Origin of the sequence: Paenibacillus sp. MBLB1832 (assembly GCF_032271945.1) — a bacterium.
GTDB lineage: Bacteria > Bacillota > Bacilli > Paenibacillales > NBRC-103111 > Paenibacillus_E > Paenibacillus_E roseopurpureus.
In genome coordinates this window covers 3,438,778-3,463,393 of sequence record NZ_CP130319.1, presented here as the reverse complement: position 1 = coordinate 3,463,393, position 24,616 = coordinate 3,438,778, and the positions used below count along the sequence as shown (strand labels likewise).

Sequence of the window (24,616 nt, the reverse complement as noted above, 5' to 3'; positions counted from 1 at the left end):
TACATACGTTGCGGCTATGAAAACGCATTTTTTAGGATTCACCAATGTCTAAAGGAGTGACTTGAATGTTTAAATTGAGTGAAATCAAAGAGTTAATCAAACTCGTCGATCAATCCTCTTTACAAGAGCTTGAAATTGAAAATGAAGGTGCACGCCTTTCTATTCGTAAGCCGAATAAATCGGAACCTGTTTATGTATCGGCTCCTGTTCAACACACGTATGCGCCAATTAGTCAGCCTAGCTACTCCAACACAGCACCCCCTGCTGCGCTTGAAGTTCCTGTTCAAACGGGCGGACAAGCTAAACAAGAAGACTCATCTTTACATAAGATCGTTTCTCCGATGGTAGGTACTTTCTATCAATCCGCATCACCAGGTTCTGCGCCGTTCGTAAGCGTTGGCTCCAAAGTGTCGGACAAGACGATTGTTTGTATCGTAGAAGCGATGAAGCTGATGAACGAGATTGAAGCTGAAATAAAAGGTGAAATCGTTGAAGTTCTCGTTGAGAACGGTCAGCTTGTTGAGTACGGACAACCTTTATTCTTGGTGAGACCAGAGTAATTGGAGGACAAATCATGAAATTCAATAAAATTCTCATAGCGAACCGCGGCGAAATTGCGGTTCGTATTATCCGCGCTTGTCGCGAGCTTGGCATTTACACCGTTGCTGTTTTCTCAGAAGCGGATCGTGATGCGTTGCACGTGCGTTTAGCGGATGAAGCATATTGTATTGGACCGACAGCGTCCAAAGACAGTTATTTGAACTTTACGAACCTGATGAGCGTGGCAACATTGACAGAGTGTGATGCCATTCATCCTGGGTACGGCTTCTTGGCAGAAAATGCAGATTTCGCTGAAATTTGTGAGAGCTGCAATATTACTTTCATTGGACCTTCCCCAGATGCGATCTCCCGAATGGGCGATAAAGCGGTTGCGAAACAAACGATGAAAGAAGCGAGAGTTCCAATTATTCCAGGCTCCGATGGACTCGTGGAAGATATTGACGACGCTGTCGTTATTGCACGTGATATCGGGTATCCGATTATTATTAAGGCAACTGCAGGCGGCGGCGGTAAAGGGATCCGTATTGCAGAAAACGAAGAAATGCTTGTTCAACAAATTACAGCAGCCCAACAGGAAGCACAAAATGCTTTCGGGAATGCGGGTATTTACTTAGAGAAGTATTTGACGGGCATGAAGCATGTGGAGATCCAAATTATTGCGGATAAGCATGGCAATGTTGTTCACCTTGGTGAGCGCGATTGCTCCGTGCAACGTCGCAGACAGAAGCTCGTCGAGGAAGCGCCATGTCCAGTTCTGACAGAAGAAACGCGTCAAGCGATGGGGCAGGCAGCTGTTCGTGCAGCGTTAGCTGTTAATTATTCTGGAGCGGGTACGCTTGAATTTTTGTTAGGTCCAGACGGTAAATTTTACTTTATGGAAATGAACACAAGAATCCAGGTTGAACATCCTGTTACCGAAATGATTACGGGTGTTGATATCATTCAAGAGATGATTCGAGTTGCTGAAGGCAATCCGCTTTCCTTCCGTCAAGAAGACATCAAGATCAATGGCTGGTCCATTGAGTGCCGTGTCAATGCGGAAGATCCGAATCGTAACTTCATGCCGTCCGCGGGTCAAGTGAAGTTTTATTTGCCGCCAGGCGGGTTTGGTGTTCGTGTGGATAGCGCGGTCTACCCTGGCTATACGATTCCTCCGCATTATGATTCCATGATCGCGAAGCTAATCGTATGGGGAAGCACGCGTGACGAAGCGATTAACCGTATGAAAAGAGCGCTCAATGAATTCGCGGTTGATGGTGTCAACACGACGATTCCTTTCCATCTGAAGCTGCTTGAACACAAGAAATTTATCAAGGGCGACCATGATATTAAATTCTTAGAAGAGCACGATGTGAACGATGCGGATTCGTAAGACAAACATTTGTCATAATTCTGGCAAAATGCTATACTAATATATTAAGATGGCTTATCCAAATTTGCGTCATAAACTTAAGCGTATGCTTTCGAAGTGAATTTTGCTTCGCAAAATTTTTAGGAGGTGCCACAATGAGCACAATCGCTCCGGATTACGTCAAGACAGACATGGGCAGCATCCAGATTGCCCCCGAAGTTATCGAAATCATTGCCGGTTTGGCAACGGTGGAAGTGCAAGGTGTAGCGGGGATGAGTGGCGGATTAGCTGGCGGCATTGCTGAATTGCTTGGACGCAAGAATTTGTCCAAAGGCGTAAAGGTAGAGGTCGGACAACGTGAAGCTGCCATTGACGTCTCCATTATTATTGAGTACGGTAATCGGATCCCAGAAGTCGCGAATGATATTCAGAACAACGTGAAACAAGCGATTGAGTCAATGACGGGACTTAACGTCGTTGAAGTCAACGTCCATATTCATGATGTTCATTTCAAACAGGCAGACAAACAGTCGGATGAAGAACCAGCATCTGCCCTGCGTGTGAAGTAGGCAGCTGCTGAGTCATATGGATGAATGGAAACCCCCTACAGGTTGCAGGGGGTTTCCTCTAACTTAGGAAGGGGACAAGCGTAGTGGGTAAAATTGTGGACAGGCTCTTGCTACTTTTCTATAGCCTGATTATTTTCGTTGCATCTCTCGTTGTATTGTTCACAGCATCTAGCTGGATCCCACTTGATCAATCAAGTCAAACGCTAAGTCATTTCTATTATGAGAAAAATTACGCCTATACAGCTATTATCATCAGTTTGGTGATGTTGCTGATTTCGGTGCGTTTTCTACTTGTAACGCTTCGTCGCGGACGTACACAAGCGCCATCGATTGATCAACGCACAGATTTCGGTGATATCCGCATTTCCATTGAGACGGTGGAGAACTTGTCATTGAAAGCAGCAGGTCGTTCCAAAGGTGCTAAGGATCTGCGGGCTAGAGTGAGAGTAAATCAATCGGGATTAGAAATAACTATTAGAACCATTGTAGATGGGGAAAGCTCGATTCCGGAACTAACTGAAGAAATGCAAGGTACAGTAAAGAGTTACATCGAAGATATTACGGGTATTCCTGTAGCATCCGTTACTGTATTCGTCGCAAATATCGTGCAATCAGCCCCAACGTTTAAAAGCCGAGTCGAATAGGGGTGAATCCACAGATGTGGAATGATCTATGGGAGCACCATAGGGGCAAAGTGATCGGAGTTGCTGGTGGCGTATTCTTTGGTTTCATTTATTTATTTTTTGGTTTTTGGGATATGTTGATTTTCGGATGGATCGTTGGGATCGGTTTATACATAGGAAATAAGCTGGATCGGAAGGAAAGTTTCGTGATGTTGGAAGACATTTGGCGCTATCTCACACAAAAATGGAGAATGTTTCGCTAAAATCCCTGGTTCAACCATGGATTTTTTTGTTTGGATTGATTCCAATTTGACGTATACTAGGAGAAAGAGCTTTTAGGAGGAACAGAATGAAACGCAGAATTGCACGGGAAATCGCGATACAAAGTTTATATCAAATCCAAATGAATGAGGCTTCGCCACAGGAAGCTGTTCAAATAGCGATTCATGAAGCAGAGCATGATAATGAAACGCAGTTGGATTGGCCTGGGGATAAGATTGAGTCTGCCTATATTATTGAACTCGTAGAGGGCACGTCTACGCATAGAGTGAATATTGATGAGCTGTTAGAGGAGTATTTGAAAGGCTGGGCGATGGACAGGCTCTCAAGGATTGACCGTGAAATTTTGCGATTAGCTGCTTATGAAATGTTGTATCGTGACGATGTTCCGCCTAAAGTCGTCGTGAACGAAGCAATTGAACTTGCTAAGCATTATGGCACGGAAGAGTCAGGCAAGTTCGTAAATGGTGTACTTGGGAAGATGATCAAAGAAATCGATTCACTGAAAGAAAAGGTCAAAAGTACACAGTAGTGTTGGGGATTTTACATGCATACAGAGAAATGCCTTAATAAGCTAAGGGGGAAATAACATGCCAGCTCATGTAATTAATGGGAAAGAACTCGTAAGCTCGATTCGGGAGGAGATCAGGTCGGACGCAGCGGCTCTAACAGCAGAAGGGAACCAGCCAGGACTCGTTGTTGTTATTGTTGGGGAGGATCCAGCTTCTCAAGTGTATGTAAGAAATAAAGCAAAGGCTTGCGATGATGTAGGCATTTATTCGGAAGTCCATCGCCTGCCTGAGCAAACAACGCAAGAAGAACTTATTGCCCTTATCCATACTTTTAATAAAAATAGCAAGATTAATGGGATTCTGGTTCAATCGCCTTTACCTAAGCATATCAACGAAGAAACGGTTGTAGATGAAATTGATCCTGCCAAAGATGTGGACTGCTTCCACCCTGTGAATGTCGGGAATTTGATGATTGGCAAAGATGGCATGAAACCTTGCACACCTCACGGCGTAATAGAAATATTGAAACGCACGGGTGTTCAAATTGCTGGTAAGCATGCTGTTGTTGTAGGCCGAAGCAATATTGTCGGCAAACCGATGGCAATGCTGTTATTGCGTGAGCATGCTACCGTTACTGTTGTTCATTCACGTACTCCGAATATGGAAGAAATCACAAAGCAAGCGGATATCCTCGTTTCTGCGGTAGGTAAGGCGAATTTCATTAAAACGCACCATGTGAAGCCAGGCGCTGTTGTCATTGACGTTGGCATTAACCGAAATGCGGAAGGTAAAGTGACGGGGGATGTCGATTTCGAAGAAGTCAAAGAAGTTGCAAGCACGATTACGCCGGTTCCAGGTGTAGTGGGTCCAATGACAATTACGATGCTGCTTCGCAATACCGTTGATGCAGCTAGCCGTGCAGCTCGTGCGAATGTGAGTGTTTAGGCAACCCTATGGCGAGAAACGAGACTAAAATCTTTGGCGTCAAGGATTTAAACCGTTATATCAAGCTGCTGCTCGAAGGAGATTCGCGTCTTCAAGATGTGTGGGTGAGAGGCGAGATCTCGAACTTTACGCATCATTCGAGCGGTCATATGTATTTTACATTAAAAGATGCCGAAGGCCGACTCAAAAGCATTATGTTTGCCTCGCATAATCAGAGGCTTGGTTTTATTCCCAAAGAGGGGACGAAAGTCATCGCTCGCGGGAATATTTCCGTGTATGAACGGGATGGAGCCTACCAGTTCTATGTGACAACGATGCAGCCTGACGGCATCGGCAGTTTGTATTTAGCATTCGAGCAGCTGAAGAAGAAGCTCGAAGGTGAAGGGCTGTTCGCGCCAGAACGCAAGAAACCGATTCCTCGGTTTCCACGCGCCATCGGCGTGATTACGTCCCCGACGGGTGCTGCCATTCGTGATGTCATCATCACGCTGCAGCGGCGCTTCCCGTCGATTCCGATCTTGCTGTACCCTGTCCTCGTACAGGGCACAGGGGCGGCGCCTTCGATCGTGAAAGCGATCGAAGCCATGAACAGACTCGGTGAAGCCGACGTGCTCATCGTAGGCCGCGGCGGAGGCTCACTTGAAGAGCTGTGGGCCTTCAACGAGGAGATCGTAGCGCGGGCTATCAGCGCCTCAGCGATCCCGGTCATCTCGGCCGTCGGCCACGAGACGGACTTCACGATCGCAGACTTCGTCGCCGATCTCAGAGCGCCGACGCCTACGGCGGCGGCTGAGCTCGCGGTGCCGCACCACCTCGAGCTGAAGCAGCAGCTAGCCCAGCAGGCGCAGCGCCTGCATTACGGGCTGCTGCAGCAGCTGCGCCGCAAGCAGGAACGGCTCGCGCGAGCGAATCGCTCGCCGTTCCTGACGAACCCCCGCAGGCAGCTGCTGATGCAGCCTGCGGAGCGACTTGACCGGCTGGCGGAGCAGCTCGGTTACCGGATGCGCCAGCGCGTGACGCTGCTGGCTCAGCGCAGGTTGAAGCTGGAGCGTCGTTTATCCAGCTTCAACCCCACAGAGCAGGCCGTGATGGCGAGACAGCGTTTGGAGGCTTCCAAACGCACGATGCTCACGGCCATGCAGACCCTCCTGCGTTCGAAGAAGCAGGAGTGGCAGTCCAGCGTCCGTCATCTGGACGCGCTCAGCCCGCTGAAGGTCATGCAGCGGGGCTACAGCTTGGCGTATGACGATCAAGAGAAGCAGCTTGTCCGATCTATCGTCCAAGTGAAAATTGGAGATCGACTATCGATCCGTCTCAAGGACGGTAAAATACAATGTCAAGTTTCGGGGATGGAGGCGAACACAGATGTCAGCCAATGAGACAGAAGTGAGCTTTGAAGCGGCAATCGAGCAGTTGGAGCGCATTGTGAGTCAACTGGAAAGCGGCGATGTTCCGCTGGAGAAAGCCATTGAGTTATATCAAGAAGGCGTTAAGCTTTCACATCTATGCGGTGTCAAACTCGAGCAAGTCGAGAAGAAAATTGAGATGTTGGTTGAAGGGGAAGCTGGAGTAACACGAAAGCCTTTCCAGCCTGTCTTGGAAGATAAGGGGAATTAGGTTTGAACAACACGTCGTCGAATATACATATCTATATTGCTGCGCATGCTGAGCAAGTGGAAACTGCGCTGCGCCAAACATTGCCTGCTGCCTGGGATGTACCATCCTCCCTGCGTGAATCGATGGACTACTCCCTTATGGCAGGCGGCAAACGGCTGCGCCCGATCATGGTACTGGCTGCTGCGGAAGCGCTTGGCGGTTCGCTTGAAGCTGCCATGCCGATCGCGATTGCGATTGAGTTAGTACATACGTATTCCTTGGTTCACGATGACCTGCCTGCGATGGATAACGATGATTATCGCAGAGGGAAGTTGACGAATCACAAAGTGTACGGCGAGGCGATGGCTATTCTTGCTGGAGATGCCTTGTTGACGCATGCCTTTTATAGCATCACGCAAGCGCATAAGAAGCATGGCGCACAAGCGGATCGCGTCCTTGCGATCACCGAAGAGCTTGCGGTGCTAGCTGGCGCACGGGGCATGGTTGGCGGTCAAGCCGCAGATATGCTTGGTGAGCAAGGGCTTACCAAGCTGGAAGAATTGACGTACATTCATACGCACAAAACAAGTGATCTGATCGTTTTCTCCTTGCGCGCTGGCGGTCACATCGCTGGAGCAACCGATGAGCAGCTCGAGGCGCTTAGTAAGTTCGGGCATGCCCTGGGACTCGCGTTTCAAATTCAGGATGATATTTTGGATATCATCGGAGATGAAAAGAAGCTGGGTAAGCCAGTGAAAAGCGATGAGAAGCAAATGAAGGTCACTTTCCCTTATTTTATCGGGATGGAAGCGTCGGAGCAGAGAGTTCACGAGTTAACCCAGCAAGCCAAAGATGCGCTCAATCACTCCACAATTGCAAATCCGGATCGTTTACTGCAAATCGCGGATTACTTGATGAAACGCGATCATTAGGAGAAATTTGTCGCAATGGGAGCGGCTATTTCGGGGCAGGTTTACACGAATTACCCAATTCTATGATATAATGGTGAAATCTTAGCATTTTCACATTGAAAGTGAGGAAACAAGCGTGCTGCTCGAACAAATCAATCGGCCTGAAGATTTGAAGAGGTTAACCTTAACAGAGCTGGAACAATTGGCAGAAGAAATCCGTCAATTTTTAATTGAGAAGCTTTCTGTTACTGGTGGACATCTGGCACCGAATCTAGGCGTGGTTGAGCTCACAATTGCTTTACACACCCTGTTTCACAGCCCGTATGATAAACTGATCTTTGATGTGGGTCACCAAGCGTATGTGCACAAAATTTTGACTGGTCGCAAGGACATGTTCGACACGTTGCGCAAATATAAGGGCCTTTGCGGCTTTATTAAGCGTTCCGAAAGCGAGCATGATGTATGGGAAGCTGGACATAGCTCTACCTCGTTGTCAGCTGCCATGGGGATGGCCTTAGCGCGGGATTTGAAAGGCGAACATAATAAAGTGGTTGCCATCATCGGTGATGGTGCATTAACAGGCGGCATGGCGCTCGAAGCCATGAATCATATCGGTCATGAGAAGAAGAATATTACCGTCATTCTGAATGACAACGAAATGTCCATTGCGCCCAATGTAGGGGCTCTTCATAATTATTTGAGCAAAATCCGCTCTGATCGTCATTATCTAAAAGCCAAAGAAGAAGTCGAATATCTGCTCAAGAAAATTCCTGCCATCGGCGGCACGCTGGCCAAAACAGCGGAGAAGCTGAAGGATAGTCTTAAATATTTTGTACTCAACGGCGTTTGGTTTGAAGAGTTAGGCTTTACGTATATTGGTCCAGTAGACGGTCACAACTTGCATGTCCTTATGGACACTTTGAAGCAAGCGGAGAAGGTTTCGGGACCCGTTCTCGTTCATGTTGTTACAACCAAAGGCAAAGGGTATCAGCCTGCTGAGAAGGATTCCCATACTTGGCATGGAATCGGCACTTATAAAATTGAGTCTGGCCAAGTTCTAAAGTCTTCTGGTCCTCCTATGTATACCCAGGTGTTCGGAGATACGCTAATTGAGCTTGGGGAGAAAGATTCTCGTGTCGTTGCCGTTACGCCGGCTATGCCAGGCGGATCTGGCTTGTTAAAGTTTGCAAAGCAATTCCCGAACCGCATGATCGATGTTGGTATTGCCGAACAGCATGCGGCGACATTGTGTGCAGGATTAGCAAGCGAAGGCTTGAAACCTGTATTTGCTGTCTACTCGACATTCCTGCAACGTGCATATGACCAAGTCGTGCATGACATTTGCCGTCCTAAATTGAATGTTACGTTTGCTATTGATCGTGCAGGCTTTGTTGGGCCGGATGGCGAGACCCATCAAGGTGTGTATGATATCTCGTTCCTGCGCACCATACCGAATATGGTTTTGATGATGCCAAAAGACGAGAAAGAATTACGCGATATGATGCAGACTGCACTTGAATATAACGATGGACCGATCGCTTATCGTTACCCTAGAATTAACGGTACTGGCGTTGACATCAGTGAGGCTCCTAAGGCAATCACGATCGGGACTTGGGAAGTCGTTCGCGAAGGTGATTATGCGGCAGTGCTGGCTGTAGGACCGATGGTTCAAGTTGCGGAAGAAGCAGCGGCTTTACTCGCGCAAGAGGGCATCGAGCTTCGCGTCGTGAACGCACGATTCATTAAGCCTATGGATGAAGCGTATCTGCTTCAGTTAGCGAATGAATCAATGCCAGTTATTACGATGGAAGAAGGCTCCATACAAGGCGGCTTCGGTAGTGCGGTGTTGGAGTTTTATGCGGAGAAGCGTATCGTTGGTTTACAAGTTGAACCGCTTGGCATTCAAGATTACTTTGTTGAGCACGGCAGTGTGAAAGAACAGCGTGAAGAAGTAGGCTTAACCGCTCAGAATTTGATTGCAGAAGTGAAGAAGCTTGTGCCGCGGAAGACACAGCGCGCATAAGCACGTAATGATTCCATGGGAATAGGAGCAACACACGATATATGTCATCTGATAAAGAACGATTAGACTTACTTCTGCTGGAGCAGGGCTATTTCGAGAGCAGGGAAAAAGCAAAGGCCGCCATCATGGCAGGCCTTGTTTTTGCGGATGAAGAGCCGGTTGATAAAGCAGGTATGAAAATTAGTCGCAAGGCTATTCTGAAAGTAAAAGGCGCGATTCATCCTTATGTTAGTCGCGGCGGCCTTAAGCTGGAGAAAGCGTTAAAGCAATTCGAGATCGACCTGCAAGGTGCAGTTATGTTGGATATTGGCGCTTCAACAGGCGGATTTACAGATTGTGCACTGCAAAATGGCGCAGCTTCTGTTTACGCGGTAGACGTCGGTTACAACCAATTAGATTGGTCGCTGCGCAATGATGAGCGTGTCCATGTCATGGAACGCACGAATTTCCGTTATACGAAATTAGAAGATTTGATTGGTCCTAAACCGACGTTTGCGAGCATTGATGTTTCTTTCATATCACTGCGGATCATACTGCCCCCATTGAAAGAGATTTTAGGAAATGAAGGTCATGTCGTTGCTCTGATTAAGCCGCAATTCGAAGCGGGACGAGAGAAAGTGGGCAAATCGGGCGTAGTCCGCGATACAGATGTCCATATCGATGTCCTGACAACCGTCCTTTCTTTTGCAGAGGAGCTAGGCTTCCGTTTAAAAGGTCTTACGTATTCCCCTATCACAGGTGGAGAAGGTAATATCGAGTTTCTTGCATATTGGAGTAGTCATGTCGAAGAAGAGTCGTTGGCCGCGGCATCATCCCTGCAAGCGATTGTGGCGGAAACAGTGAAAGCATCACAGAAATTGCACGGAAAATAAAACTCATCTTTGAGAACGCCTTTTGCGGCCCTGAGATGGGTTTTTTCTAGCTTGAAAAGGATTTCCCCTCCGAATTCTCGAATAAATAGGCGAGGTGAGGAGATGGAACAAGGCGATGTTAGCGTCATTTTGTTAATTGGGATCGGTGCGATCGTTATCCTCTTTTGGCGTATGCGTAACTGGAACAATAAACGAGTCGGGGGACGTATTCCAGAGCAATCGAATGTACCTGTAGACGACGTCGTAGAGCTGCTTGAAGGGGCAGGTTTCGATGTGCTTGCAGGTAAAACGAAGATTCCCATCACCATGACGGTTAACGAGAGAGAACAGTTGGAAAGCCGTTTATTTATCGATTATTTTGTACAAAAGGATGAGCAGGTGTTTGTAGTGAAAGTGGCAAGAGAGCGAAAGCCGCTAGAGATGTCAGGCAGCGCTGTTCGGGATATGCTGCTTCCATATTCCCTCTTGTATCCAGAGGCTCAAGGCATCCTATATGTCGATATGACCGTAAGCAAAATCAAGAAAATCACTTTTCACATAGAGGTGTAAGGATGAAAGGTCAAAGACATGTAAAAATCAGAGAAATTATTACGAATCATGAAATCGAAACGCAGGACGAGCTTGTAGAAGAACTGCGCGCGGCTGGATTTCATGTTACACAAGCGACCGTTTCCAGGGATATCAAAGAGCTGCATTTGATCAAGGTGCCGTTGGACGACGGTAGATATAAGTATTCCATGCCTGCTGATCAGCGTTTTAATCCAATGCAAAGACTTCGCAGAGCGCTCAGTGACCATTTCGTCAGTATCGACTATACGAATAATTTGGTTGTGATGAAATGCTTGCCTGGCACAGCGAATACGATTTGCGCGCTAGTCGACAATTTGGAGTGGCATGGCGTGATGGGTACCATTTGCGGGGACGATACAATACTGGTTATTTGTCGCGAGAAAGAGAATAGCGTTACCTTTGTGGATGAAATGATGTCTTTATTATCTTAATTGCAGGAGGCGTTCATGCTTACAGAAATTTCGATTCGTAATTTGGCTGTTATTGAACATGTACATATTCGATTTAAGGCAGGCTTTCATGTCTTGACAGGGGAAACAGGCGCTGGTAAATCGATTATCATAGATGCGTTAACACTCATTGTAGGCGGTAGAGGTTCCTCGGATTTAGTTAGGTACGGGGCGGATAAAGCAGAGATAGAAGCGATGTTTGAGCTGCCTGCGACCCACCCAGTTTGGCAGACGCTTACAGCATTCGGGATTGAGGCTGATCCGAGTGAGCATTTAATTATTCGGCGTGAAATTACTTCGACAGGGAAAAGCTCCAGCCGCATCAATGGTCAACTCGTCAATATGACGATGTTGCGTAAGACGGGGGAATGGCTCGTCAATATTCATGGACAACATGAGCACCAATCTCTGCTTCAAGTTGAAGAGCATATTCATTCGTTGGATTTATTCGGTGATGCGGAGATTGCCGCGGCCAAAGCTGCTTACCAAGCGAGCTATGATCAGTATATCAAACTCCAAAAAGAGCTGAATGATTTGCAAGAAACGAGTAAGCAAGCGCTTCAAATGCTGGATTTATACCGATTCCAAATTGATGAAATCTTAGCGGCCAAGCTGAAAATCGGTGAAGATGAAGCTTTGGCTGAAGAAAAAAGAAAGCTCGCTAACGCAGAGAAGCTGTATCAAAGTTCGTCAGAGGCTTACGATTTCTTGTATGCCACGAATAAGGGTTTGGATGCCGCGGGGAAGGCCATATCACGACTTCAGGATATCGTTCAGCTTGATCCAGCGAAACTAAGCCCACTGCTTGAGCAGGCACAGTCTGCCTTTTATCAAATGGAGGACGCTGCTTACCAGCTTCGCGATTATCGCGATGGCATTGAATTTAATCCGGCACGATTGGATTTCATCGAACAACGATTAGACAGCATTACGACGCTTCGCCGCAAATATGGAGAAAATATTAAAGAAATTTTGGCCTATTTGGATAAGATCAAAGATGAAGTGGACACAATTGAGAATAAAGATGAGAACATTCGCAAATTAGAGGAACAGCTGACGAGTGTTGAGAAGCAGCTTGGAATTCATGCGCTGGATTTATCCAATTTACGCAAAGGCATTGCCAACGATCTTTCTGTACAAATTGAGCACGAACTTCGCGATCTCCAGATGGAACGAACGCAGTTCCGTGTGCAAATTGCTCATATCATCGATGATCGCGGTATTGAAGTCGACGGGAACAAAGTCCGCTATTCACGTCAGGGTATCGATCAAGTGGAGTTTCTCATGGCTCCAAATCCAGGCGAGCCGCTAAGAGGATTAAGCAAAATCGCTTCAGGCGGGGAGTTGTCTCGGATCATGTTGGCGATGAAAGCGATCTTTGCTCGCATTGACCAAATTCCTGTTCTTGTTTTTGACGAAGTTGATACGGGAGTAAGCGGACGCGCGGCACAAGCGATTGCTGAGAAAATGTCCGTATTATCGCGAAGCTGCCAAGTTTTCTCGATTACGCATTTGCCTCAAGTTGCGAGCTTCGCTGATGTGCATTTCTACATTCGCAAAGAAGTGGATCAAGAGCGCACCTTTACAAAGGTTCATGATATGCCAGAAACGGGTCGGATTGAGGAACTGGCACGTATGCTTGGGGGCGTAGAAGTTACGGAAACGACCCTTCACCATGCGGGAGAAATGCTTGCCATGGCAAATAATAAGAAAGCAAGGGTTTGAATGAAGAGATAGTCATCATTAACAGTTATAAAAGAGGGGGTCTGGGGTTAACTTATAGGTACGCATTTGACGAGGTTTTGGTCAGGGCTCAAGGAATTATGAAGGAGCGTGTTGATAGTGCAATCCAACAAAAGAAAAAGATTGTTCGGACTCCTGCTCGTCTTCTTCGTTTGCTTGGTAAGTATGTCCCCGCCTTTTCAGAGCTTCGCCTCTTTTCCGCAGGAGCTTCGCTTATTTAGCGGTCAAGGGAAGCAGCTTCAATTAACAATGCCGGTCAGCGCCCAGGTTACGGTCAAGGATACGGATATTGTAAAGGTTAACGGCAACGCCGAGCACTCATTTCAAGTTAATTTAAACGAACCCATTTCTCTACAATCGGATCACTCTGGACAAACGGAAATGAAACTCAAATTGTTCGGTGCGATCCCGATTAAGACCGTCAAAGTCAATGTTGTACCTGATTTAAAAGTGATCCCAGGGGGCCAGACCATCGGAGTGAAAATTAAGTCTGCTGGTATTTTGGTCGTAGGTCATCATCTAGTGACTGTTGCCTCAGAGCAAAAAGTTTCACCAGGGGAAGAAGCCAAAATTCAAGTTGGCGATCTCATTACGAAAATTAATGGCAAAGATTCAAAGGATGTTAGCAAAGTGGCTGAGCTTGTGGCCAAGTCTGGCGAGAGCAAAAATCCACTCGTATTGCAAATTCTTCGGAATAATCAAGAAATCGTTGTAAAGCTGCAGCCCGTCTATGATGTCGTGGACAAGTCGTATCGTTTGGGGCTGTATATTCGGGATTCAGCAGCAGGGGTTGGCACTTTGACCTTCTATGCGCCTGATCAGGGCGTGTACGGCGCCTTGGGTCACGTTATCACCGATATGGACACGCAGACACCTATTATTGTTGGCGATGGGGACATCGTGTATTCAAACGTTACCTCCATATCGAAGAGCCGCGGAGGCGATCCAGGCGAGAAACATGCAACGCTCTACAAAGACAGTAAAATTATTGGCAATATTGAGCGAAATACGGCATTTGGCATTTTCGGAAAAATGTATGCAGCACCTGATCACAGCTTAGAAAAAGAGGCGATTCCTGTAGCTTTTGCGGAAGAAGTGAAAGAAGGTCCCGCACAAATCTACACGGTGCTTGAAGGGCAGAAGGTAGAGAAGTTCGATATTCAAGTTGTTCATGTATCGAAACAAGATGTGCCAGGCACCAAAGGCATGGTCATCAAGATTACAGATCCGCGTTTATTAGATAAAACAGGCGGTATTGTGCAAGGAATGAGCGGTTCTCCGATTATTCAAAATGGTAAATTGATTGGGGCTGTCACGCATGTATTCGTGAATGACCCGACAAGCGGCTATGGCTGCTATATTGAGTGGATGCTGCAGGACTCCGGTATTATTTTGCGGCCAACTTCAAATGATGCTTACAAAGAATCAAAGGCGAGTTAAGCCTTTGGTTCTTTATTTCATTTTAACCTCTTTCTACAAACGCTTGACGAGTAAATAGGGGTTTTGTCGAATAATGTTGGAAACGGGAGATAAATATTTTATTATATAAGAAACTGCAACAAATGAAAAGAAAAATAATATTCGACAGAAGGATTTTAAATTGGAGTGTCGAATACCTTACTTAAGAGAGAAAATACCAACTTGTTTCAGTAGCTAAAGGAGGATATTAAGTTGCAAAAAATTCAGGTGTTACTTGCAGACGATAATCGTGAATTTACTCATTTACTTTCAGAGTTCATTGGTGAGCAAGAGGATATGGAAATTGTAGGCGTTGCGTATAATGGTAACGAGGTCCTCCGTTTTCTAGAACAACAACGTGAGCTTCCTGATGTCCTCATTTTAGATATTATCATGCCGCATTTGGATGGACTTGGCGTGTTAGAGAAAATGCGTGAAATGAATCTGCCTTCTCAACCGAAAATCATTATGTTAACGGCTTTCGGTCAAGAGAAACATAACGCAGAAAGCCGTGCAGCTTGGCGCTTCTTATTACATATTGAAACCTTTTGACATGGAAACCCTTACCAATCGTATACGTCAGCTTGCGGGGAATCCGTCTACGACAACAACAACGACGTCTTCAGCACCAAGAGCAAATGTGGTGCATATGCCGAAAGGCAAGAACTTGGATGCCAATATTACGAGTATTATTCATGAAATTGGTGTTCCTGCACACATCAAAGGTTATCAATATTTGCGTGAAGCCATTACAATGGTTTACAACAATATTGAGATTCTCGGTGCCATTACCAAAACACTTTATCCTGCCATTGCTGAAAAATATAAAACAACGCCTAGCCGCGTCGAAACGTGCGATTCGCCATGCAATTGAAGTCGCTTGGACGCGTGGCAATATCGACAGCATTTCCTTTATTTTCGGATATACGATTAATATCTCGAAATCAAAGCCGACGAATTCCGAGTTTATTGCCATGGTTGCGGATAAATTGCGCATTGAGCATAAGGTTTCCTGAGAGAGTTAGAATCGGGATATAATTATACAAGAAAGGCGCTCATTCATTGAGCGTCCTTTTTGTTATGGGGGTGAAAAGGTCAGAAAGACTGCCTAGATGACTAGGCAGTCCCTCTGTATGAGTGTTTAGATTACCAAACAAATGCGCTAGTGATGATAACCAACAAGATGAAAAGTACCAAGACAGCTGCTGCAGAAGTACCTACGCCAACTCCACAACTCATTCAAATCAACCTCCAACTGTTATTTGGTTTGTGTTTCGAGATAGCTTATGACTATTTCTGAGGAATGTTTGGGCGAATCGACTGATTGTGCTCATGTCCCTGTCCATGCAAATAAATTTGTAAATTGGGCACCGTGAGAATTCTTGAAACCTTAAGGAAGGTAGTTACGTTATTACAACTTAGTCCTGCTCATTTCCAACGTGCAGACTGAACTCGAGACAGCTTGGAGGCAATGAGAATGTTGGTAACAGTCGGAATAATTGTTGGGTTGATTGTTTTGTTTCTCGTTTTTATGCGTGTGTACCCTGTTTTCGGGCGGAAACCGTCAAAGCTTGCTGCAAGCGGTTATATGCAATCTCCCCAATACAAGCAAGGGAAATTTGAAAATCCGATTCCTGCGATGACGAATATGAATTTCTCGGCAACGCTCGGCATACTTCGAGATATGCTCAAAGGAAGTCCTCGTCGACGTCCAGCTGATCCGCTCCCTATGGCTGCCCCGCGATTCTCGACGTCAGGAGAATTGACCGTCACGTGGTTCGGTCATTCGGCCAGCTTGCTAACCATAGAAGGCAAAACATTGCTCTTAGATCCGATGTTTGGCAGAACACCATCGCCATTCCCGTGGTTCGGCAAGCCGCGATATAGCGCCGGTTTACCCATAGAGTTAGATCAACTTCCAAGCATTGATGCAGTACTATTATCCCATGATCATTATGATCATCTGGATTATGGTTCGATCCAGCAAATCAAGCACAAAGTCGCAAAATTCATCGTGCCACTTGGCGTTTCCAGCCATTTAATTCGGTGGGGCATTCCCGCGGACATCATCTCCGAGTATGATTGGTGGGATGAATTGAACTTTCAAGGACTTCAATTAGTCTGTACGCCTGCCAATCACTTCTCAGGGCGCAGCATTAATGACCGCGGCGCTACCTTATGGTGCTCTTGGGTTATCAAAGGGGAGCGTAAAAGCGTCTTTTTTAGCGGGGATAGCGGGTATGCACCTCATTTTAAACAAATTGGTCAAAAGTATGGCCCCTTCGATCTCACGCTCATGGAATGCGGTCAGTATGAAGAGCGATGGGCAGATATTCATATGATGCCAGAAGAAACGGTTCAGGCCCATTTGGATGTAAAAGGGAAGGTCATGCTGCCTATTCATTGGGGAGCTTTTACCCTCGCTTTGCACGACTGGAATGATCCTGTTATTCGTGCAGCGAAGGTTGCAGAGACGCTTGGCGTAGAGATGGTAGTACCGCAGATTGGCCAAACGATTACCATGCAAGGTGATTCTGTAATTCCGTTCCCTAACAGTTCCTGGTGGGCAGAGGCATAGCTTAAAACTGGCTACGGAAGGCGCCACATGGTATTATGAGTGAGGTATTGGATTAGTAGATCGAAGTGATCAGGAGAGAATACGTGTCTATGACAGAACAAAAAAGTGTACGAAAGTTTCATTTCCTAGCCGTTGTATTAGGTATCGCAGTTGATAATATCGGGACATTGATCTCTTCCGGATTGATTGGCAGTCTCTATTTCTCGATGCGACCTGAGCTAGAGCAGGATGTTAGTGCTATTTATTCTAATGTGGCTCTTATGTTATTTTTACTCATTGTGGGTCTGTTTTGGACCTTCCTTGGCAGTTATCTTACGGCAAAAGTGGCGAAACGAGCAGAGTTGTTTAATGCGGCTATTATCGGCGTTATTGGGGCAGGGATCGGCTTTGATTCCATTCTGACGAATGATGTCATTCCCGTATGGTATGAATGGGTTGGATTTATTGCAATTATTCCCGTAGCCCTGCTAGGTGGGTATTTAGCTTTGAAGAAAAAGAAGGCATAAAGGAGTCGATGCGTTTTGCCGAAGTTCGCGAATCATAGTGAAGAGGCGACTGCATTTCTTCGCAGTAAGACAGGGAGCATCCAGTTGGAGTGCTATACGTATATTGATCCAGAGGAAGCGGCAGATAGTTTCTTTATCGTCAAAACAAGCAATAAGGTCATTTCGGTATCTTTCGCCGAAATTTCTTATGATCCGAAAAGCTATCAGAGTTTATTAGAAGGTCTTTACCGCGTGATTTATGAGTAACGCTTGAGAGATAAATAACAAAACCCCTTAGCCGTTGGCTAAGGGGTTTCTGTTCGGATATTATTTAATCAAACTCAACGCTTGATCTGCGATGGAGAATTTATAACGATCTAAGCAATTACAAAGGTAATCTTTGCGGCAGATCGGGCAAGGCTCCTTCATAAGGCGATTCAAGTCCGTAACGCGGCCAACGCCAGTTTCTGCGTCTCTTTCAAAGAAAAGACGGCATTTGTTGCGGTCTTTCAAAGAAACAACCACTTCGAACAGTCCATTTTTTTTATTATCGCTTACTATTGTTGCATCAACTACCTGCGGATCGTAGGCCATATGTATTTCCTCCTAAGAGTTTGCTAAGTCCTTATTCTACTTCGCAAATTCATAAATTAGCATTCGCTGCGCTTTGTGAGCTTAATCGCATTAGTATATTATATAAATAAAAAAGATTTTATTCAAGCAAATGCTGCAGATAGCTAGTTTTGACGCTGCAATATTCTACTTCGTTTGCATGGGCTTTTCAAAACTTTTAGGAGGTCATGTTGAGATGATCAAGGACTATTGTGAACAGGAAATCATAGACGGGAAGGCGCATATTCACATCGGTCTTCAGTTCGAAGATGAGCCTGATTCTTTATATGTGGCTGTATTAGAAGGGGACGAGATTGGGGCTGTGTCGCGGTGGCAATTATTTTATAACGGATTTGACTGCAATTATCAATTCAAACCGCATGAAAAGGAAGAGCTGATACATTATGCGGCGGAGCAAGGCATCACGCTTCGCGAGGCATGAAATAACAAAAGGAATCATCGCCATATCCATGGGTCAAATTCCTTGATTTGTGTTTATGCAGTTTTTTTGCTTGCTTCTCGGCAAGTGTGGGAGTTATTTTGGTTACAGGATTCGTACCGAACCAATGTAATCGCTGAATGGTTGGATCTAACTTGCCTTCGCGGACGAGGCGTTGGCGTATTTTCTGTGCTTTGGAATGTGACATGAGCTGTCCCTCGTTTCTTTCTTTGATTTAATTTAATTGTATACAAAGTAACGGGCAGTAACAATGGAAAGTTTAGATATAACGATGAGAAGGATGATGATATTGCGTATACAAATTCAGCTTACGATTGATGGAGAGATGAATAAGTCGGATGTGCTCGAGATTGCAGAGCATAAGCTTGGTGACATGACTGATGAGGAAATTGAGCAAGCCATCGAGGTGAAAATACGCACTTGGGTGGATCAGATGGTTCAGGTGGAGTGGGAAGTCATCGAATAAAAACGGCTCCGACAGGATCGCCTGACGGAGCTTGAGGGTGTAATCTATGTATGTTTAGTGAACGATGTTGCTTACTCCTGTCTTTTGCAAAGCATGTTCCCAACTAGGGTAGTAATACAGGGCGTTTTTCATTAGATCAGGATGCATTTTCTTCACACTTTTTTTGGCCAATGATTCTCCTGTGCTGTGAAGCTGTACAATTTGGCCTAACACTTCATCTGCGCTCATGTTTAGCTCCATGGATGATTTCTCTCCTTTCTTTTAAGAATATAAACAATGTTTTCCATCCCTGTGTGAATCTATACATACTATTTTGTGGGATCGGGAAAATTACCTAGGTCAAGAATCGACGTTTTTAGGAAAGCCAGGTGACGTTGCTTGAATGGGTCTTCCCGATCCTTATTTACATCGAAATCGACTCAAATTTGTCAAGGGAAGCTGGCAATATGGCCATCAAGGTCAGCGGATGGCGAACGCACGCAAGTCATGCCGTCAAACCGAATCTTAGTATGCTCCCACAGCGATCTAGAAGAGTCAGAAGCTATGCGGTTCGTCGATAACAAAGTGAAAGCTGTCATTCATTGTGGACCCGTCATGAGCGGTCAAATACCGAGGCAAGGACCGTTGCTGCTTCTTCAACACGGTATTCTTATTTGGGAGGTCGCGGTCAGTTATCAATCCATATTTATTCCGGATGCAGAGGCCATTTTATTTTCAGATTACTTGTTGATTGGGGAGTATCAAGTACCTTGTCGTTTATACGGGAAGGAAGATTGGCTGCGCGATCAGCAAGTTGCCAGTGAACATTGGGAGAATCGTCAGGAGCTCTTCCTTGCACATACTCTCGCTTATGCAGAGAATCAGAAGAATGAAATATTCAAACCATTACCTGAGCTTTTGCTCCGTACGAAATTCGATGGTAAACACGTTGTGATCGTTTCGAATGGGAAAGGATACTTGACGGAACTTGAAGCGGCAAGCCGACTGTGGCGTCGACTCCGATCAGTCCTAATTGGAGTTGGTGAAGTTGCGGATCATTTGCTCGCAAGTGGCTTTATTCCGGATCTTGTAATCGCAGAGCGTCATCAGATATCGGAGCGAGTGTGGACATGCGGTGCGGAAATCGTCATACATACGCGCAAGATGGATCAAGATATACAGCAGCCAAGGCAATTTAGCAGTCCGACTAGGTATCATGAGTTGAATGGTTTAGGTAGTACGGAGGATGTGGCGCTTCGCTTGGCGTATGAGCAGGGCGGAGAACGACTGATGACGGTTGGCGTGCAGTTGCATATGCACGAATTTATGGCGAGCGGGATGCCAGAAATGGGGAGTTCTTTGCTAGTGCGCCTGCGTATTGGCGACAGGCTGGTGGATATGAAGAGTTTGAGTGTTCTACAAGAAGCTGCTCAACCCCCGCGAAGAGAATTCCTATCAACGCTTATTCTGTGCGGAGTGTTTATCGGACTTAGCTTCCTTCAGCTGCACTGGATTCTCCAAAGAGCCGTCCATACGGTCTGGAAGCTGGTTGGCTTGTAGATCCGTATACAAAGAAATAGACCAGACAGGTGTCTGGTCTATTTCTTGCGTTTAGGCTTGAAGCGTGGGGCTAAATAGTTGCGCTTGCGATCACGGAAGAATGTCCATCCGCCAATAAAAGCAACCCCTAAGAGAAACAACAGTAAACCTAAGAAAAATTTCCCCCAAAGCATACCGCTGTCGGCATCGAATTGAGCGAAAAAAGCATCTTTCATCGCAAGAAACCCATACGTAGCGGTAAGGCCTGGAATTACGAGTAGAAGAATAGCGATAAAGCGATAAAACGGTGCTTTCATAACGGCTCCTTATATGACTGAAACTTCGTTTTCTAACATCATACCCCGAAATTGCTAGTGTGTCTATTTCACAAATAAGACTATGACTTCATCCCCAAAAAAGGGTAATATAATAGAGATGTGCGTATACATAAGAAGAAATCGTTGATTTTCATAGGGAGGAAAATACATACATGAGTGAACATAGATATGATGTTGTCGTCTTGGGCGGAGGCATTGGCGGGTACACAGCAGCTATTCGAGCAGCACAATTAGGCAAGACAGTTGGGATCGTTGAAAAGGAGAAAATGGGCGGAACCTGCTTGCATCAGGGTTGTATCCCAAGCAAGGCGCTACTGCGCAGTGCGGAGATGTTTGCCGCGATGAAACATAGTGAAGATTATGGGATCTCGGCAGAGAATGTTTCGCTGAACTTTGAGCGAGTCCTGGAACGCAAGGACCGCATAGTGAATCAACTTCATCAAGGTCTGCAATTTCTGATGAAAAAAAATAAAATTACGATTCACCACGGCAATGGCCGAGTCATTGGTCCTTCGATCTTCTCGCCTCGCAGCGGCGCTGTTTCGGTTGAGAAAGAAGAAGGTGATATCGAGACGCTGTTATCTAACAATTTAATCATCGCAACAGGATCTAGACCTCGCAGCTTGCCTGGATTAGAGATCGATGGCACTTACATTATGACGAGTGAAGATGCTTTGCGGATGGAAACACTGCCGAAGTCGGTTATTATTATTGGCGGCGGCGTGATTGGTGTAGAGTGGGCATCCATGCTACATGATTTTGGAGTCGAGGTCACGATTGTTGAAGTGGACAACCGATTGGTGAATCTAGAAGACAAGGATGTTTCAAAGGAACTAGAACGCCTCTTTAAGAAACGCGGGATTAAATTGGAAACAGGCGCTAAGCTGATTTCTGAATCCGTCAAAGTTGCTGATGGCAGTGTGACGTTGCAGGTGGACAAACAGGGTGAGCTGCAAGAATTGTCAGCGGAACGAGTATTAGTTTCAGTTGGACGCGTTGCGAATGTAGAAGGCATAGGTCTTGAAAATACAGATGTGAAAATTGATAAAGGCGTCATTCGCGTGAACGCTTCTATGCAAACGTCGGAGTCACACATTTATGCGGTTGGCGATGTGATTGGCGGATTAATGCTTGCGCATATGGCAGGACATGAAGGGATCGTCGCGGCTGAGCACCTTGCGGGACATCAGCCAGAGGAGCTTCAAGCGCATCTAGTGGCGAAGTGCACCTATACAAGACCTGAGATCGCCAGCGTCGGTTGGACGCAGGAACAAGCCGAAGCGAAAGGTCACCAAGTAAAAGTTGGTAAATTTAGTTTCAAAGGGGTGGGTAAAGCGCTGGTGTACGGGGATTCCGATGGCTTCGTGAAAGTGATTGCAGATAAAGAGACGAACGATATTCTTGGTGTGCACATGATCGGACCGCAAGTGACGAACAGTATTACGGAAGCCGCGTTGGCCCAAGTACTGAATGCGACACCGTGGGAAGTTGGACAGACGATTCATCCGCATCCGACATTGTCAGAAGCATTGGGAGAAGCGATGTTGGCTGTTGATGGTATCGCAATTAGTGGATAAAAATTGTAATCATAAACGTTTGCGTTTATAATATGCTTATAGAGTCTAGTATTAGGACCAGGTATTAATCTTCTGGCACTCAATCAATCTCAATAAGGAGGCAACCTCCATGTCCATTGGTCAGCTATATAAGCACAGAAGTTTAGGATTATCAGATGAAGAAGCACTACGGATGTATACGGTGATGAGTCTTGCCGCGAAATATGATGAGCGTGCCTTCATGCTTCAACGCGCTGGGAAAATTCCTTTCCACGTTTCAGGGATGGGTCAGTATGCGGGACAAGTGGGTATGGCTTTCGCCATGAAAGCGAATCATGACTACTTCTTGCCGTACTATCGCGATTATGCGTTTGTTCTTTCCGTAGGGATGACAGTGAAAGACCTTATGCTGGCTGTTTTCTGCAAAGCGGAAGATGTGAACAGCGGCGGCAGACAAATGGCAGGACATTTCGGCGATAAGAAAAATCATATCGTGACAGGCTCTTCTCCTGTGACGACGCAAGTGCCGCATGCGACAGGGTTCGCTTTGGCAGCTAAAATGAAAAAGCAAGACTTCGTTACATTCGTTTCCTTCGGCGAAGGCTCAAGTAATCAAGGCGACTTCCACGAAGGTTGCAACTTTGCAGGCGTACATAAACTGCCGGTTATTTTTGTATGTGAGAACAATCAATACGCGATTTCCGTGCCATTGCATAAGCAAGTTGCAGGTAAAATTGCAGATCGTGCAATTGGCTATGGCTTCCCAGGCGTTCGCGTCGATGGCAGCGATGTCTTGGAAATGTATCGCGTGACCAAGGAAGCCAGAGAACGCGCATCGCGTGGAGAAGGCCCGACGCTGATTGAGATGATGTCGTACCGCCTTATGCCGCATTCGACTTCGGATGACGACATGCTCTACCGTACCAAGGAAGAAGTCGAAGAAAACCGTCAGAAAGATGGTATTTTGAAATATAAAGAGTATCTGATTGCTTGTGAGCTGTGGAGTGAAGAACAAGATCGCGAGTTGCAAGAGCGTCAGAAACAAGAAATTAACGAAGCGACGAAGTATGCTGATCTTGCCCCTTATCCGAAGCCGGAAGATACGCTTCTTCATGTTTATGCGGAAGGAGATGGCAACTAAGATGGCGACAATTACGTATTTGGAAGCAATCCGTTCTGCGATGCAGGAAGAAATGCAAAAGGACGATAATGTTTTCGTCCTTGGTGAAGACGTAGGGAAAGGCGGCGTGTTGAACACGACGAAAGGTCTTCGAGACCTATTCGGCGAGGAGCGCGTCCTGGATACACCTCTTGCCGAGTCCGCCATTGTAGGTGTGGCGATTGGCGCCGCGATGTACGGTATGAAACCGATCGCAGAAATTCAATTCGCAGATTTCATTTTCCCAGCAACGAATCAAATTCTAAGCGAAGCGGCCAAAATCCGTTACCGCTCCAATAATGACTGGAACTGTCCAATTGTTATCCGTGCGCCGTATGGTGCGACGGGAGCAGGCGCATTGTACCATTCCCAGTGCCCAGAGTCTGTGTTCTTCGGCACGCCTGGTTTGAAAATTGTAGCTCCATCGAATCCCTATGATGCGAAGGGATTATTAAAAGCGGCGATTCGAGACGCTGATCCTGTCCTTTATTTTGAACATAAGAAATGTTACTTGGCGTTAACGGCTGACGTTCCAGAAGAAGATTATATCGTTCCGATTGGGAAAGCGGATGTGAAACGCAAAGGAACAGATATTACGGTCATTGCTTACGGGATGGTTGTGAATTATGTGCTGCAGGCAGCCGAGGAGTTGGCGAAGGAAGGCATTTCCGCGCACGTGCTTGATTTGCGTACACTTCAGCCGCTAGACAAAGAAGCAATCCTGGAAGCGGTTCGCCACACAGGCAAAGTATTGATCACGCATGAAGATAACAAAACGGGCGGTGTTGGTGCCGAAGTTTCCGCGATTATCGCGGAAGAACTATTATTCGAACTTGATGCGCCGATTGCCAGATTGTGCGGCCCTGACGTTCCAGCTGTAGGCAGCAACCCTCCGATGGAGAAGTTCTTCCTGCTGAACGCAGACAAGCTCAAAGACGCGATGCGCCAATTAGCTTTGTTCTAAACGGATCATCGATTTCGT

General features: G+C 46.2%; 30 protein-coding genes and 1 pseudogene. 26 read left to right on the top strand and 5 right to left on the bottom strand.

Translation table 11 applies throughout. The annotated features are described in order from the left end of the window. Positions 1-65: 65 nt before the first annotated feature. The 17 genes and pseudogenes from accB (at position 66) to spo0A (ending at position 15,478) form a co-directional block, all read left to right on the top strand. Positions 66-560 carry an acetyl-CoA carboxylase biotin carboxyl carrier protein gene (gene accB / locus MJB10_RS15650; RefSeq protein ID WP_314796091.1) on the top strand — a complete coding sequence of 165 codons (495 nt, stop codon included), beginning with the start codon at positions 66-68 and terminating at the stop codon, positions 558-560. A gap of 14 nt (positions 561-574) precedes the next feature. Beyond that, a complete protein-coding gene (accC, locus tag MJB10_RS15645) occupies positions 575-1,933 on the top strand; it encodes an acetyl-CoA carboxylase biotin carboxylase subunit (protein ID WP_314796089.1) in 1,359 nt (452 codons plus the stop codon). A gap of 134 nt (positions 1,934-2,067) precedes the next feature. Then, positions 2,068-2,481, top strand: a complete 414-nt coding sequence (locus tag MJB10_RS15640) for an Asp23/Gls24 family envelope stress response protein (protein WP_314796087.1) — start codon at positions 2,068-2,070, stop codon at positions 2,479-2,481. A gap of 83 nt (positions 2,482-2,564) precedes the next feature. Beyond that, positions 2,565-3,125, top strand: coding sequence for an alkaline shock response membrane anchor protein AmaP (amaP, locus tag MJB10_RS15635; RefSeq protein ID WP_314796085.1), 561 nt, complete (start codon positions 2,565-2,567; stop codon positions 3,123-3,125). Between the two features lie 14 nt (positions 3,126-3,139). Next, positions 3,140-3,367 (top strand): DUF2273 domain-containing protein, encoded by a 228-nt coding sequence (locus MJB10_RS15630; protein ID WP_314796083.1) that lies wholly within the window; start codon positions 3,140-3,142, stop codon positions 3,365-3,367. 86 nt (positions 3,368-3,453) lie between these two features. Then, positions 3,454-3,915, top strand: coding sequence for a transcription antitermination factor NusB (gene nusB, locus MJB10_RS15625; protein ID WP_314796081.1), 462 nt, complete (start codon positions 3,454-3,456; stop codon positions 3,913-3,915). A 58-nt stretch (positions 3,916-3,973) separates the two neighbouring features. Further along, on the top strand, positions 3,974-4,840 hold the full coding sequence (gene folD / locus MJB10_RS15620; RefSeq protein ID WP_314796080.1) for a bifunctional methylenetetrahydrofolate dehydrogenase/methenyltetrahydrofolate cyclohydrolase FolD: 867 nt from the start codon (positions 3,974-3,976) through the stop codon (positions 4,838-4,840). An 8-nt stretch (positions 4,841-4,848) separates the two neighbouring features. Then, positions 4,849-6,219, top strand: coding sequence for an exodeoxyribonuclease VII large subunit (gene xseA, locus MJB10_RS15615; RefSeq protein WP_314796078.1), 1,371 nt, complete (start codon positions 4,849-4,851; stop codon positions 6,217-6,219). Next, positions 6,206-6,457: an exodeoxyribonuclease VII small subunit gene (gene xseB, locus MJB10_RS15610; RefSeq protein ID WP_314796076.1), complete on the top strand. Its 252-nt coding sequence runs from the start codon at positions 6,206-6,208 to the stop codon at positions 6,455-6,457. Before xseA ends, xseB begins: the two co-directional genes overlap by 14 nt. A gap of 2 nt (positions 6,458-6,459) precedes the next feature. Beyond that, positions 6,460-7,368, top strand: a complete 909-nt coding sequence (locus tag MJB10_RS15605; RefSeq protein ID WP_314796075.1) for a polyprenyl synthetase family protein — start codon at positions 6,460-6,462, stop codon at positions 7,366-7,368. Positions 7,369-7,483: 115 nt separating this feature from the next. Further along, complete coding sequence (dxs, locus tag MJB10_RS15600) at positions 7,484-9,370, top strand: 1-deoxy-D-xylulose-5-phosphate synthase (RefSeq protein ID WP_314796074.1); 1,887 nt, start codon at positions 7,484-7,486, stop codon at positions 9,368-9,370. A gap of 41 nt (positions 9,371-9,411) precedes the next feature. Further along, on the top strand, positions 9,412-10,242 hold the full coding sequence (locus MJB10_RS15595; protein ID WP_314796073.1) for a TlyA family RNA methyltransferase: 831 nt from the start codon (positions 9,412-9,414) through the stop codon (positions 10,240-10,242). A 102-nt stretch (positions 10,243-10,344) separates the two neighbouring features. Then, positions 10,345-10,791, top strand: a complete 447-nt coding sequence (locus MJB10_RS15590; RefSeq protein WP_314796071.1) for a hypothetical protein — start codon at positions 10,345-10,347, stop codon at positions 10,789-10,791. A 2-nt stretch (positions 10,792-10,793) separates the two neighbouring features. Then, positions 10,794-11,243 (top strand): transcriptional regulator AhrC/ArgR, encoded by a 450-nt coding sequence (gene ahrC, locus MJB10_RS15585; RefSeq protein ID WP_314796069.1) that lies wholly within the window; start codon positions 10,794-10,796, stop codon positions 11,241-11,243. Between the two features lie 15 nt (positions 11,244-11,258). Beyond that, a complete protein-coding gene (recN, locus tag MJB10_RS15580) occupies positions 11,259-12,986 on the top strand; it encodes a DNA repair protein RecN (protein ID WP_314796067.1) in 1,728 nt (575 codons plus the stop codon). 117 nt (positions 12,987-13,103) lie between these two features. Next, positions 13,104-14,444, top strand: coding sequence for a SpoIVB peptidase (gene spoIVB, locus MJB10_RS15575; protein ID WP_314796064.1), 1,341 nt, complete (start codon positions 13,104-13,106; stop codon positions 14,442-14,444). A gap of 231 nt (positions 14,445-14,675) precedes the next feature. Beyond that, positions 14,676-15,478, top strand: a pseudogene (gene spo0A / locus MJB10_RS15570) (sporulation transcription factor Spo0A). Positions 15,479-15,608: 130 nt separating this feature from the next. Here the strand turns inward: spo0A and MJB10_RS15565 are convergent. Continuing rightward, positions 15,609-15,701, bottom strand: coding sequence for a YjcZ family sporulation protein (locus MJB10_RS15565; RefSeq protein ID WP_314796062.1), 93 nt, complete (start codon positions 15,699-15,701; stop codon positions 15,609-15,611). Between the two features lie 238 nt (positions 15,702-15,939). On the opposite strand from MJB10_RS15565, the gene MJB10_RS15560 reads away from it, so the two are divergent. The 3 genes from MJB10_RS15560 (at position 15,940) to MJB10_RS15550 (ending at position 17,792) form a co-directional block, all read left to right on the top strand. Beyond that, on the top strand, positions 15,940-17,040 hold the full coding sequence (locus MJB10_RS15560; RefSeq protein WP_314796059.1) for an MBL fold metallo-hydrolase: 1,101 nt from the start codon (positions 15,940-15,942) through the stop codon (positions 17,038-17,040). An 89-nt stretch (positions 17,041-17,129) separates the two neighbouring features. Next, positions 17,130-17,546, top strand: a complete 417-nt coding sequence (locus tag MJB10_RS15555; protein ID WP_314796057.1) for a hypothetical protein — start codon at positions 17,130-17,132, stop codon at positions 17,544-17,546. A gap of 15 nt (positions 17,547-17,561) precedes the next feature. Beyond that, positions 17,562-17,792 carry a hypothetical protein gene (locus MJB10_RS15550; protein WP_314796055.1) on the top strand — a complete coding sequence of 77 codons (231 nt, stop codon included), beginning with the start codon at positions 17,562-17,564 and terminating at the stop codon, positions 17,790-17,792. 60 nt (positions 17,793-17,852) lie between these two features. Here MJB10_RS15550 and MJB10_RS15545 read toward each other — a convergent pair whose 3' ends face one another. Continuing rightward, positions 17,853-18,119, bottom strand: coding sequence for a hypothetical protein (locus MJB10_RS15545; protein WP_314796053.1), 267 nt, complete (start codon positions 18,117-18,119; stop codon positions 17,853-17,855). 214 nt (positions 18,120-18,333) lie between these two features. Between MJB10_RS15545 and MJB10_RS15540 the strand changes: the two genes are divergently transcribed. Beyond that, positions 18,334-18,579, top strand: a complete 246-nt coding sequence (locus MJB10_RS15540; protein ID WP_314796051.1) for a hypothetical protein — start codon at positions 18,334-18,336, stop codon at positions 18,577-18,579. Here MJB10_RS15540 and MJB10_RS15535 read toward each other — a convergent pair. Beyond that, on the bottom strand, positions 18,560-18,784 hold the full coding sequence (locus MJB10_RS15535) for a hypothetical protein (protein WP_314796049.1): 225 nt from the start codon (positions 18,782-18,784) through the stop codon (positions 18,560-18,562). The two genes, MJB10_RS15540 and MJB10_RS15535, sit on opposite strands and share 20 nt — an antisense overlap. Before the next feature lie 96 nt (positions 18,785-18,880). Here MJB10_RS15535 and MJB10_RS15530 point away from each other — a divergent pair, with 96 nt between their 5' ends. Continuing rightward, positions 18,881-19,063, top strand: a complete 183-nt coding sequence (locus MJB10_RS15530) for a hypothetical protein (RefSeq protein ID WP_314805668.1) — start codon at positions 18,881-18,883, stop codon at positions 19,061-19,063. A 54-nt stretch (positions 19,064-19,117) separates the two neighbouring features. Here the strand turns inward: MJB10_RS15530 and MJB10_RS15525 are convergent, their stop codons facing one another. After that, positions 19,118-19,303, bottom strand: a complete 186-nt coding sequence (locus MJB10_RS15525; RefSeq protein WP_314796047.1) for a hypothetical protein — start codon at positions 19,301-19,303, stop codon at positions 19,118-19,120. 246 nt (positions 19,304-19,549) lie between these two features. Here MJB10_RS15525 and steA point away from each other — a divergent pair, with 246 nt between their 5' ends. Continuing rightward, positions 19,550-20,602 (top strand): putative cytokinetic ring protein SteA, encoded by a 1,053-nt coding sequence (steA, locus tag MJB10_RS15520; protein WP_314796045.1) that lies wholly within the window; start codon positions 19,550-19,552, stop codon positions 20,600-20,602. Positions 20,603-20,640: 38 nt separating this feature from the next. Here the strand turns inward: steA and MJB10_RS15515 are convergent, their stop codons facing one another. Next, the gene (locus MJB10_RS15515) at positions 20,641-20,898 is read right to left on the bottom strand and encodes a DUF2627 domain-containing protein (protein ID WP_314796043.1); all 258 of its coding nucleotides are present in this window, start codon (positions 20,896-20,898) and stop codon (positions 20,641-20,643) included. A gap of 173 nt (positions 20,899-21,071) precedes the next feature. On the opposite strand from MJB10_RS15515, the gene lpdA reads away from it, so the two are divergent. From lpdA to MJB10_RS15500, 3 genes are all read left to right on the top strand, one after another. Next, the gene (lpdA, locus tag MJB10_RS15510) at positions 21,072-22,496 is read left to right on the top strand and encodes a dihydrolipoyl dehydrogenase (RefSeq protein ID WP_314796041.1); all 1,425 of its coding nucleotides are present in this window, start codon (positions 21,072-21,074) and stop codon (positions 22,494-22,496) included. Between the two features lie 109 nt (positions 22,497-22,605). Next, positions 22,606-23,616 (top strand): thiamine pyrophosphate-dependent dehydrogenase E1 component subunit alpha, encoded by a 1,011-nt coding sequence (locus tag MJB10_RS15505; RefSeq protein WP_314796039.1) that lies wholly within the window; start codon positions 22,606-22,608, stop codon positions 23,614-23,616. Position 23,617: 1 nt separating this feature from the next. Then, on the top strand, positions 23,618-24,598 hold the full coding sequence (locus MJB10_RS15500; RefSeq protein ID WP_314796037.1) for an alpha-ketoacid dehydrogenase subunit beta: 981 nt from the start codon (positions 23,618-23,620) through the stop codon (positions 24,596-24,598). Positions 24,599-24,616: the final 18 nt, after the last annotated feature.